General features: G+C 35.1%; 8 protein-coding genes and 1 tRNA gene. 3 read left to right on the top strand and 6 right to left on the bottom strand.

Going from position 1 to position 12,524, the window contains the following annotated elements; translation table 11 throughout:
* Positions 1-8 precede the first annotated feature (8 nt).
* The 3 genes from M0214_RS09335 to M0214_RS09345 form a co-directional block, all read right to left on the bottom strand.
* On the bottom strand, positions 9-3,197 hold the full coding sequence (locus tag M0214_RS09335) for a glycoside hydrolase family 2 TIM barrel-domain containing protein (protein ID WP_248722299.1): 3,189 nt from the start codon (positions 3,195-3,197) through the stop codon (positions 9-11).
* 228 nt (positions 3,198-3,425) lie between these two features.
* On the bottom strand, positions 3,426-6,218 hold the full coding sequence (locus tag M0214_RS09340) for a triple tyrosine motif-containing protein (protein WP_248722300.1): 2,793 nt from the start codon (positions 6,216-6,218) through the stop codon (positions 3,426-3,428).
* Positions 6,219-6,400: 182 nt separating this feature from the next.
* Positions 6,401-6,871: a hypothetical protein gene (locus M0214_RS09345; protein WP_248722301.1), complete on the bottom strand. Its 471-nt coding sequence runs from the start codon at positions 6,869-6,871 to the stop codon at positions 6,401-6,403.
* 160 nt (positions 6,872-7,031) lie between these two features.
* Here M0214_RS09345 and trxB point away from each other — a divergent pair, with 160 nt between their 5' ends.
* The 3 genes from trxB to M0214_RS09360 all read left to right on the top strand — a co-directional run bounded on the left by trxB (position 7,032) and on the right by M0214_RS09360 (position 9,339).
* Positions 7,032-8,012, top strand: a complete 981-nt coding sequence (trxB, locus tag M0214_RS09350) for a thioredoxin-disulfide reductase (RefSeq protein ID WP_248722302.1) — start codon at positions 7,032-7,034, stop codon at positions 8,010-8,012.
* Between the two features lie 199 nt (positions 8,013-8,211).
* Positions 8,212-8,286 (top strand) — tRNA-Pro (locus M0214_RS09355).
* Positions 8,287-8,367: 81 nt separating this feature from the next.
* Positions 8,368-9,339 (top strand): type I phosphomannose isomerase catalytic subunit, encoded by a 972-nt coding sequence (locus M0214_RS09360; protein ID WP_248722303.1) that lies wholly within the window; start codon positions 8,368-8,370, stop codon positions 9,337-9,339.
* 108 nt (positions 9,340-9,447) lie between these two features.
* Here M0214_RS09360 and M0214_RS09365 read toward each other — a convergent pair whose 3' ends face one another.
* From M0214_RS09365 to M0214_RS09375, 3 genes are all read right to left on the bottom strand, one after another.
* Positions 9,448-10,176 (bottom strand): head GIN domain-containing protein, encoded by a 729-nt coding sequence (locus M0214_RS09365; protein ID WP_248722304.1) that lies wholly within the window; start codon positions 10,174-10,176, stop codon positions 9,448-9,450.
* Between the two features lie 120 nt (positions 10,177-10,296).
* Positions 10,297-12,129, bottom strand: coding sequence for a PspC domain-containing protein (locus tag M0214_RS09370; protein WP_248722305.1), 1,833 nt, complete (start codon positions 12,127-12,129; stop codon positions 10,297-10,299).
* On the bottom strand, positions 12,126-12,467 hold the full coding sequence (locus tag M0214_RS09375) for a PadR family transcriptional regulator (protein ID WP_248722306.1): 342 nt from the start codon (positions 12,465-12,467) through the stop codon (positions 12,126-12,128). Before M0214_RS09375 ends, M0214_RS09370 begins: the two co-directional genes overlap by 4 nt.
* Positions 12,468-12,524: the final 57 nt, after the last annotated feature.

A 12,524-nucleotide genomic window follows, 5' to 3' on the forward strand; every position in this document is an offset into this window, starting at 1 on the left:
GTCTTATTTTATTTGCCAATATTGATGTGTACATATGTTCTGATTTCCCATTCGTTTCCATTATCAAAACCAACTGGACTTAGTGTTGGTTCTGCAGGAAATGTATTTGGTGGTACTGCTGTTGGCGAATATCTTGGCGAGAATTGATCTAAAGATCTCCATATGCCTCTAATACCTATTTTAGTATCTGGAAGAATAAACCAATCTGGTTTACCGATTGATGTCGAAATGTCAACCATATTTTGTACAGGGAAAGTTAAGTTGAAATCTCTGTGGTAATCGAAAGGTCCCCAATCGTTGATTTTAACTTGATATTCAAACTTCCATTTGTTGTAAATCATTTTGATATCTGCTCCAAAACGTTCGATAGTTCTATCACTGTCTCCATTAGCTTGAGCGTTACCTCCATAGAAATTACCAATGATTCCCAGGTTTGGACTTACTTTTGAAACCACTCTTGAGCTTATTTCCCATAAGTCTCTAGCTGGTGCTGAATTAGGGAAAGCAAAAAATGTACGATTTGCTAGGAACCCAATATGTGCATCTTGTGCCGTTGGTAGATGTCTGTAAACAAAACCTAGGTTAAATGCGAACTTGGCATCTTCGGCTCTGTCATTATCCCATTGATAGAACCAGGAACCTGGAGTAGGGTCGTAGGTTAATAATAATTCTCCTGCGGTGGTTTCTCTGTTGCCTCTTACAGCAAAAGGATCATCGATAAAGTTTCTTAATCTTCCAGGATCACTTACGTCATTGGGAATGGGCGCAACTAAAGGCTTTTGCCACAAAAAGTTAGGAGCTATCTGCCAATCGCCAGTTGTAAATGTGAATCCTGATAAGATGTTGGTTTGGTTACCGCTACCTGTATCCTTTAATTTCCAACCAGTGAATGTTCTGGTGGCATCGGCGCCACCATTAGCTACTAACCCCATGTATGCAGCTTGAGCATAGAAATTAAAAGCACCACCTTCGTATGTAAATTTAGCTTTACCACCCCAATTGTCATCAGAGTTTATTTTGTCTTCATAAACTACATAATTTCCTGGGCCGCCGGTTACATCTTGAAAAGAACTACCGTTAAGAGGGTTTCCTCCCCAGATACCACCTAATGAGATACCAAATTTTCCAAATTCACGCTCTAGTACTATTGTAGCTCTTTCGGTTGGCCATGGAGGAATAACACCACTTCGTACTTGGTTAGCATCTAAAAATCGCCGTCCGTTAGCGTCAAATTCTAGACTTGTATCTAAATCTCTGTGGTATATACCGGTAATATCCCAATGGTGAAGATTTGTTCTGTACTTCATCAAAAATGTTGGGTTTGCTCCCCACCACAATTGAGGTCCAAAAGCGGCTTTAAGACCTTTAAGAGAACCTTTGCCGTTAACTTCCATACCTAAAATTTCACCATTGTATATATCTAGATTAGGACCATAGTTTGCCTCAGGATAGAGTCCGAAAAAATCGCCTTCGTATCCCCAGTGGTAATGCCCAGTTCTATAAAAACCTTTTATGTCTGCGATTTTCGTGTCCCATTCGAATTCAGCATTATATACTCGAACTCTATTGTTATCTGTAATAACAACTTCTTCTCCTTCGGAATTTTGTACAGTTATTGGTCTTCCTACATTCTCGTAGAAAATCTCATTGATAGGGTTTTGTGCAACATTCCCTAGTATATTAAAGTTAACTTCTGCTCGCATTTTGGAAGTTGGTTTTCCTTCAACACCAACGTAGTAAGATTGCATATGGTCGAAACCTAGTTGGTTAGGAAAGGTTTCTTCGTCAGGATTTGCTGTTTCAGGAGTTGTTAGTAGAGAACCACCTGTATTAAAAGTTGTGAATTCAGCTCTTAATCTACTCAGTTTTATTTTTGCCCCATCCATGGCATCAAGGGCTGCTTTGTCTCCTCTTGCTCTTAAAACAGCATCAGTAATATTTATGTTTTTAAAGTAATTTTGAATAAACTCTAAATTAACCCCTTCTCCGTAGGGATTGATAGCATGCGCATCTTTTAGGGTGTAGTAAGATGCTCTAGGGTAAAGGTCATATAGTCCTCGGCTATCAGTTGGTCCTTTGGCACATATACCGAACCATTCTTCATTCATGTTATTGGAACCATTTTTAGTATCGTGGTAATATCCACCATTGCTCCAAGATGCACCAGTCTCATGAGAATCGGCATTTTCTCTATCGTCAAAGCCTAGTTTCCACCAACCATCACTGAACTGAAATGTAAATCCTCCAATAGAATTTCCTACTTTTCCTAGTCCAGCAGCATTTTCGTAAATCTCTTTCCAATTTAGTAAGTTGTAGTGAGCCTGCCAATATTGGTCTTCTTTATCTGCTAGAGCGTTGTAAGCATCTGCGCCAAACTCAGTAAACATAACTGGGATTCCTAATTTGTCTTTTACCACTTGAAAGAAATCGCCAAAAGACTCACCTCTATAGGTGTTTGCCCCATAGACATCAATATCTTTGCATTCTTCCGCAATTATATCAATGAATAGCACATCACCGTTACATATAGCAACTGGGTGATTGGGGTCCATTGCTTTCATTTTTTTTGCGACTTCGTTCATTAGGCGATACATTGGTCTTCCTCTTTTTTCACCTACTGCTCTTTTTTGTTCTTCGCCTTCAGGGAAATCTTCAGTTTCAGCACCTTGCCAGAATAAACCATAGTTATTTTCGTTACCCATCATGTACATTAGTATACCCGGAACATCCTTGTATTGTTTAACTAGGTCTATCATTGCGGAGACTAAATGTTCTTGTGTTTTTTGGTCTGAGTAGATTGTAACTGGTGTCCAAACACCATCTAGGGTTAGGCCATATCTTCCAAAAGAATGATTTAATAAGGTGTAAATACCATACTTTTCATAGATATATCTAACCCACTTAGGAGGAACTCCCACATATTGCCTGATTACATTGACGTTCATATTCTTGAGAAGTCCCATTTCTGTATCTAATCCTGCCTTTATTACATCGTCAGATTGTTTGTAGAAATTGGCGTTAGTAACGTCTGTACCTATGGGAACGTAATCCCAGTTCATACCGTTGATCATGAAGTCTTTGCCATTCACAACTAATTTAGAACCTTCTTCATTGTGAATGATTTCAACTTTATCTGACTGAGCAAATAAAATTGATGTCATAAAGAAAAAGGTCACTACTAGAAATTTGTTTTTCATATTCAGTATAGTTTTAGTTCAGATAAAATTAAGATTACATATTGTGAAATCTATATTTTTACCCACTACAAAAAGTATACATCTTAAAAAAACACGGTAATTTTTGATTAAATCGTAATTATACCCTGAAAACACTAATACTTTGGAAGTTTCTTTAGTTAAGTATTTTTGTAGGATTTTTTCGTAATGTTGTGGTAATGTATAGGTGTTTTGTCTAGTTGTGCAGGCTTATATTTCCAAAATATAGTTTGTTAGGCTTTCTTCGTGGGGTAAATTCATTTTTTTTCTTAGCCTGTAGCGTTTAACTTCTACGCTTCTTGGTGAAATATTCAATAACGGAGCAATTTCCTTAGAAGATAGATTTAATCTTAAATAAGCACATAATCTAAGATCGTTTGGAGTTAGTTCTGGGTGTATTTGTTTTACTTTTTTCAGAAAGTCTTTGTCAGCATTATTAAACGCTTCTTCAAATACTTTCCAATCATCTCTGTTGTTAAGATTCTGGTCAATTATCTTTACAATTCTTTTGACTTTATCGTTGTTTTCTATGTTGAGTAGTTCTAGTTTGATGCTATTTAAGAAGTCATTTTTCTTAATTAAGCTCATAGTTGATATGCCCAGTTCTCTGTTCTTACCCTCTATATCTTGTCTCAACTTCTCGTTTCTAAAGCGCATTAGCTGTTGTTTATTCTCAAGTTCCTTAAGCTCTATTTCTCTCTCAGATCTTAGAATTATACGTTCGCGTTGTTTCCGGTAATACCTCTTATAGATGTTGTGGATTATTATTGAGATGAGTAATAAAGCCAAAACGTATAACGCTATGGATAAATTACTCAAGTACCAAGGTCGCGCAATTGAGAATTTAAATACACCAATATTTTCAGTAAGGGTACTACCGTTTTTTGCTCTTACTTTGAATTGGTAAGATCCGTATGGTAGGTTTTTAAAAGAGGCTTTTGGGTTTAAGGACCAAGAACTCCAGTTTTTGTAAAAACCCTCTAATTTATATTGATAGTAGGTCTCTTGATATTTATTAAACTCAGGAACACTGTAGTGAAACTCTAGATTGTTCAGTTTGTTTTTAAAATTACCAATCTCATTTTTATTATGTTCTAAGCTAACTTTATTTTCTTGGTCTGTGATTTTTACTTCATCAATGGAGATGGTGTGCGCTGTTTCTTTTACTTTATCTAAATCTAATATGGTATAACCATCAGAAGTACCTATTAAAAAACTTTTGTTAAATAAGTGCGATATGTTCTCAGATCCTGTTAGGCCACGGGGAAGCTTTTCAGAAAAGGAAATTGAATTTAGCTTTGGTTTTGCCGATAAGCCACTAGAGGTAATGTAGTTAAGTTTGTTTTTAGAAAAGCCCCATAAAATATTGTTTTCTTGGTCTGCAATTAATTTTCCGGAAGTGAACTCTTGTTTCTTAAAGATTTGACTGAATAACGAGTCTTTTACAAAGCTATTTTGTTTTTTGTAGAATTGGTATACACCGTCTTTATTAGTGTATAAAATCTTGTTGTTGTATTTAACCAAACTCGAATAAATACCTTTTTTAACGGATAAGTCCTGGTTAATCTCTATGATTTCTTTAAAGTCCTTATCCGTTTTTAATTTAAATACTCCCTTATACTCGTGATTTACAAATATGTATCCATTATATACTTCCAAGAACTTACTGGAAATATTAAAACCTTTAATTTTATTTTTTAATTCCCATGTGTCTCCAATGCGTTCAATAATACTTAGGCCGTTGTAATTGCCTTGCAGCAAAAGATTCTGTTTGTTTGGTAATTCTACAATGTTCCATGTGCCATCTACATCAATCCTCTTTTTTATTTTGCCATTTTCAATAATAAAGGTTCCTAAATTATGTCCACAAAAAAGAGATCCTTTTAAATTACGAAGAGACCACACGGGACCTTCAGTTCCTTCTACGAATTTGAATTCATTAGAATCCGTTTTTTTGTAAAATAGCCCCTGGTTTGTTCCTAGGTACAAATAATTGCCTTGGATTGCTGATGCATATGTTGTTCCTATTTTTCCGGCTTGATCATGGAAAAACTGGAATGGTGATTCGAGATTTATGCAATTTATTCCATTTTCGAGAGCTAGCCATATGTTATTTTCGGCGTCCTCAAAAATATCATGTATTGAGTTGCTCAATAACCCTTTTGAGGAGTTGATAGAATAATCAACCGCTCCTTGTTTATTTATGTGATAAATACCGTTAGACCGAGTTCCTATTAAATAGCCTTTAGATGTTTTTTCTCCTCTGTAAGAGCTTAACATACTTAAGTCTTTGTTTGCAGGAATATCCCATTTTGTTAAATTTTGGTCTGGAGTTAATTGATAAATCCCGTTTTCCTCAGTTAGTAAAAGTGTATTTTTCCCCTCTTTAAAAATATTAACCAGATAGTTGTTTTTGATAATATCATGGTCACTTACCAACTGTTGTTTTCCTTGTTCGATTTTGTAAAGGCCTTGTTTAACCTTTTGGAAATAGACTGTCTTGTCTATTTTGAACATTTTATAAATTCTATTTTCGGAATCTAGCTTAGTATGTGTTTTATTTTCACTATTGTAGATGTAAATGCGTTTTAATGACTGGAAAAGTATATAATTGTCAATATTAATTATGTTCCAGAATTCTTCATCCTCTAAAAAATTAATATCAAGTTCTTTTGACAAAGAATAATAGGTGAGTTTTCCATTATCGGTTTTTTTCCAAAAGCCAAATTCTTGATAAGCGCCAGAATAAATTAGGTCGTCTATAACTTTTAAGGACCTCATTTTTCCACTAGGTGAGTTATAAAGTGTCCACTTTTCACCATTGAATTCTAAGAGTCCAACATTATTGGCTACATAAATGTGTTTATCTGAAGTTTGGTCGATGCACCAATTTTGATTATCGGCTCCATAAATTTCTGGAGAATAGGATTGAATAGGTGGTAATTCTTGAGCAATCGAAAAAAAACTTACTAGCGCGTAAATAGTAAATATTGAATGCCTCATAACAATTAATTTAATAGCACACTACACTAGTGTAGTGTTTACAATATACTCAAATTTATTATTATCAGTGTATTTGTATGATACTTTGTATGGGTTACTGTGTGAAATTTCTAGTTGCAATAATTAATTTCAAAGTGCTTAAAATTGCAAACTTTAAATAAAACTTAATAGAGAATAATCATCTAATCTACTTTTGTATAGTTTTCAGCATAAATATAATTCCCCAAACTATCTACCATGATTTGGGTAAAGCTATCTTCTGTTACAACGGCATTAAAAGACCATTTGTTACTGGTTTCTATTATTTTATTAACGGGTTTTGAGCCATAGTCCAATACCTCAGTGAATATGCCATCTTTAAGTGTGTAATCACCTACACCAAACCAATCTAAAGAATCAAAAGTTCTTAATTTACTCCACATAACTTTGTGTTTGGAAAACATTTTTCTTTGTTTACGCTCATCAGATGGCCATATGGTATCTGCTTTACCCTCTCTATAGTTGATGTAGCTTTCAATTTCCCATACACCTTCTAATGTGTATTCATTTTCATTTTCATTTGTCTCAGGTAAAGTATTGGATGTTTTGTCTTTTGAATTACAGCTTGCCAAAATTAAAAACGCTGTTAACAGGAGGTGTGCATAGTTTTTCATGTCTTAAAAGTTTAGTGAGTTACTCTTAAATTTACAAAAAAAAATGCATTTGTGAGTTTAGATAGATTTTAAATATCCAATCATAGTAAGTGTTAATAACTTCTATGTAAGTTTTCTGTTAAAAACTCTACTTTTGTTTCACTAAATTAATATTAGAATTATGTCTGAAATAATAGAAAGAGTTAAATGTCTCATCATAGGTTCTGGGCCTGCGGGTTATACCGCTGCTATTTATGCTGCAAGAGCTAATATGAAACCGGTTTTGTATCAAGGTACTCAGCCAGGCGGACAGTTAACAACTACAAATGAAGTAGAAAATTTTCCAGGATATCCAGAAGGCGTAACTGGGCCAGAAATGATGATGCAATTACAGGCACAAGCGCAACGTTTTGAGACTGATGTGAGAGATGGTTGGGTAACCAAGGTAGATTTTTCAGGTGATGTGCATAAGGTTTGGGTAAATGATGTTAAGGAAATCCACGCCGATACTGTAATCATATCTACAGGAGCTTCGGCAAAATACTTAGGTTTAGAGTCCGAACAGAAATACTTAAAATTAGGAGGAGGAGTTTCGGCATGTGCAGTATGTGATGGTTTCTTTTACAGAAATCAAGAAGTAGTAATTGTTGGTGCTGGAGATTCTGCTTGTGAGGAAGCACATTATCTGTCTAAACTTTGTAAAAAAGTAACCATGATTGTGAGGCGAGATGAGTTTAGAGCTTCCAAAATTATGGAGGCCAGAGTAAGAAACACCGAGAATATTGAAATTTTACATAATACAGAAACCGATGAGGTTTTAGGGGATGGACAAGTGGTTACTGGTGTTCGTGTGTTCAATAATAAAACAGGTGAAAAGCATGACATTACTGCCACCGGGTTTTTTGTAGCTATTGGTCACAAACCTAACACAGATATCTTTAAAGATTATTTAGATTTAGATGAAACAGGTTACATAATCAACGTGCCTGGCTCTTCTAAGACTAATATTGAGGGGGTTTTTGTGTCTGGTGATGCTGCTGATCATGTTTACAGACAAGCTGTAACTGCTGCTGGAACAGGATGTATGGCTGCTCTAGATGCAGAACGTTATTTAGCTGCTAAAGATGCTTCTTTTGAAGTGTCTACATCTACCTATAATTAGAGAAACGAGTAAGAGAAAAGCCAAAGTTTTTAGTAGCTTTGGCTTTTAATTATTATGAAAATGTGTTTTCTTTGGAAACTATTTTCAAATCGGGATGTGGCCCTTCGACTTCGCTCAGGATAAACTGCACCACAGTTACATTTGAGTTTAGTAAAAAACCACTAAGCACTATTTGGGCTTATTAATAATTTATTCAAATCGGGATGTGGCGCAGTCCGGTTAGCGTACACGGCTGGGGGCCGTGTGGTCGCAGGTTCAAATCCTGTCATCCCGACTAAATATAAAAGTGATGTTTTGCATCACTTTTTTAATTTTACAAAGTATCTTAGCACAATAACCTCAACTAACTCAGTTCATGGCATTATATCCGTTAAAATTTTCACCTCTTTTTAAATACAGAATATGGGGTGGAGTGAAGTTGAAAACTCACCTAAACAAAGATTACCTTGAAGAAAATATTGGGGAGTCTTGGGAGGTTTCCGATGTTAAAGGAGATGAAACTACGGTTTTAAATGGCGCATTGTCGGGAAAAACACTAAGAGCACTTATAGCCGAGTACAAAGGAGATTTTGTTGGAGAAAGTGTTTATGAAAAGTTTGGCAATGAGTTTCCTTTGTTGATAAAATTCATTGATGCAAAAACACCATTGTCAATTCAAGTACACCCAAGTAATGAAATTGCTAAAGTACGGCATAATGCCTTTGGTAAAAACGAAATGTGGTATGTTATGCAGGCTGATGATGAAGCAGAACTTATTATTGGGTTTGAAAATGATATTACCAAGGAAGATTATCAAGAACATTTAATAAATAGTTCGGTTTTAGAAGTAATGCATCGTGAAAAAGTGCGTTCTGGCGATACGTTTTATATTCCAACAGGAAGAGTTCATGCGATAGGGGCAGGCGTTTTATTGGCTGAGATACAACAAACATCGGATGTTACTTATAGGATTTATGATTATGACAGAGTAGATGCTAAAACAGGCAAAAAAAGAGATTTGCATAACGATTTGGCTATAGATGTACTAGATTTTCAAGCCCAAGAAAGCTACAAAGCAGATTATGAGCTTGAGGTCAATAAATTCAATACCTTAGTACATTCCCCATACTTTAAGACGAATATTGTTCAGCTAAAAGGGCATGTAGAAAAAGACTATAGTAAATTGGACTCTTTTGTAATTTTTATGTGTGTAGAGGGTAATGCTGAGGTTGTCTATCTTGAAGAAACTTATACACTTGATTATGGAGAAACCATTTTATTACCCGCTTGTTTGGATGCTGTGGTAATTAAATCGAACAGTGCGAAATTATTAGAGGTTTATTATTAATTAATAAATTTACAAAAAGTAAAAGGTCTTCAAACTTGAAGACCTTTTTTTGGTTGATTAATATTTTGCCGATAGCGAGGAAATCTTTGAGTAAAAGATTACTGTTTACTACCTCTTTTTGATACTGCCAGAAACATTGTTGCTTTTATTCACTGTTTCTGGATCACCATAATATTTTATATCCCCGCCGCTAGAGGCTTTTGCGATTAGTTCTTTGGAGGTATTTACAGTAATGTCAGCACCACTAGAAGCTCTTACGTTACTTGTTTCGGCCTCCAGATTACCAGATTTTATATCACTTCCGCTTGTCGCTTCAGCGACAAGGTTTTTGGTTTTCCCCGACAGCTTTAAATCGCTACCACTGGTTGATTTACAATTTAAGTGAGATGTGTTTACTTGTAGTGTCATGTCACTGCCACTCGTTGTTTTAATTGTTAATTCGTCCGCAGTAATGGTATTGGTGGAATGTATATCGCTACCACTGGTGGAAATGATGTTAGAAATGTCTTTAAAGCTAACATGTACCTTTTTGGCAGAATATCTTGAAATACTCTGTTTGGTATGGATTTTTAAAACACCATTTTCAATTTCGGTAAGAATGATATCGTGCAGGTTTTCGTCGGCTTCAACAGCGATACTTTCCTCATTGCTTTGAGTTAAGTATACATTTAAGCCTTCGGTAGCTTTAATTGTGCTAAAAGTTCCAGAAACATCTCTTTCCTCGGTAATTACGTTTCCATTTCCTTTTACACCGTTGCTAATGTTAATGTCAAAATTACACGATACTAAGAAAAGGCTTAATATGGCGGCAATAATAATTTTGATTAGAGTTGTCATGATTATTCGTTTTTTGATTGTGATTTGATGTTTTTGTTTTTTTACTTCTTCAAATGTCTTTTAAATAAATGTCCTTTTTTAAATTAAGCGTATGAATTGTCGGTTTTTAATGATGAATTGTTAATCGTCTCTGGTTTTGATTTTCACACCATCAGAATTTATATCTACCTGTACTTCTTCGCTTTCGCTTTTAACACCATTGTTGTCTACTTTAATGCTTAACACTTCACTTTTTATTTGTATACCTTCATCGTTGATTTTTATTCCAGAGGTGTTATCGTGAACATCAACGTCAACATCAAAAGAATCTTCTGTTGGGCAATCCAAGCAAACGGTGTCATCTTCAATAATTTTCAGGAATAGATTTGTTTGTTTTCCAGGAACAATGTTGTTTCTGTTCTTGTAGTAATTTAAGAACGATTTGGTATTGTTATTAAAGTTTACAATGGTGCCTTCAGGTAAATATAAAATGGCGGTTACATCCTGGTCACTTGTTTTGTTTTCAACTGGAGTTGACAAGAAAGTGTCAAGTAATAAAGTGCCATTAACCAAACGATAACCATAATTGATATTCTTGGCACGTTCAGAAGCTATTTCGTAACTGCTTCCATCAGCACTTTTTCTTATATGAATCGCGCCAACAGAATCTGTTGTAGACCGTACAGTAATTCTAACATCAGAATTATAAATGGTTCGTTCCCCGTTTTCGTTAGTAGCAATTTTAAAATTTCTTCTATTACGGTAATACCCATCCATAATATCATTATTTACCATTTTTACTTTGAGCGTGTCTTGAGCTTTAATATTTAGTTCATGCTTTTCTGTGTAAAACTCGTCATGGCTATGCTCGCTAATTTCACGAACTCCAAAAACCGTAAGACCTATAATTGATATTAACCAAACACCCAAAAGTGTAAATTTCGCAGGGTTACCAATAGACTTAGAGTTGTTGATTAAGATTTTTATACCCAAATAGAAAAGGAAGAAGAACGGTATTCCTACGGCAAATAACGTGAATAGAGATACCAACCATATTGGAGAATCTCCAGAATTAAACATATAGACATTCTCTGTCCATGGAATGTCAACAAAGTCTATAACACCAACCGATAGAAGGGAAACTGCTAAGGAAATAATAGTTATTGCTCCTATAAATATTAATAATACGCCAATGAGCTTGGCAAATATTTTAAAGAAGAACATAAAAATCTCACCTATAGTCTCGAAAAAAGCACTAGAAGAAGATTTTGCCTTTTTAGTATGCTTTTTAAAATCTACATTTTTTGCAGCTTCTGAGGCACTTTTAGCAGCTCCGGAAACGGTATCGGACACATTTTTTGCAACATCAGTAACGGTTTCAGTAACATTGTCGAGCCCATCCTTGATTTTTTTTTCAATATTACTAATGTTTACAGGCTCCCCCGTCATCATTATTTTTTCAGCTGTCGTCTTGGCCTCAGGAACTAAAATCCATAAAAGGATATAGAGTAACACACCTGTTCCAGCGGCACTAAACAAGATGACCCAAGCTAAACGTACCCAAATGGCATCTATGCCAAAGTAATGCCCTAGACCAGAAGATACACCACCAACATAAGAGTTGTCGGTATCTCTAAAAAGTTTTTTTGTAGGAGCATGCGTTCTTTTTTGAGATGATGATGCTTGAGGTTCATCTTCAAATATCTCATCGTCAACTAGGTAATCCTCGGGTTGTCCCATAATGGCAATTACCTCGTCTACCTCTTTAATACGTATAACTTCTTTATGGTTTTGTACACGCTCGTTAAAAAGTTCAGCAATTCTAGCTTCAATATCAGCTATAATTTCAGAGCGTCCTTGAGAGTCTGTAAATGAACGTTTTATAGCCTCAAGATAGCGTTGTAATTTAAGGTAAGCATCTTCATCAATGTGGAAAAAGATACCTGCTAAATTTATGTTGACTGTTTTATTCATTTTTTTGTTGTTTTTTGGCTTGTTACTATGTTAACGGCGTTTTGTAGTTCGCTCCAAGTAGTATTTAATTCTTGTAAAAAAAGTTTTCCGGTTTCTGTTAAACCATAATATTTTCTTGGTGGTCCAGAGGTTGATTCTTCCCATCTGTAATTCAAGAGTCCAGCGTTTTTTAGTCGCGTTAGTAGCGGGTAAATTGTTCCTTCAACTACTAGCAACTTGGCGTCTTTTAAAGTGCTTAAGATTTCTGCAACGTAAGCATCGTCATCTTTCAAGACAGAAAGTATGCAGAACTCCAAAACTCCTTTACGCATTTGTGCTTTTGTGTTTTCTATCTTCATAGTATCATTTCGTTTAATATTTTAAGACTGTTCATTTTTTGATTGATTTGATTGATG

The organism is Seonamhaeicola sp. ML3 (genome assembly GCF_023273855.1).
Lineage (GTDB): Bacteria > Bacteroidota > Bacteroidia > Flavobacteriales > Flavobacteriaceae > Seonamhaeicola.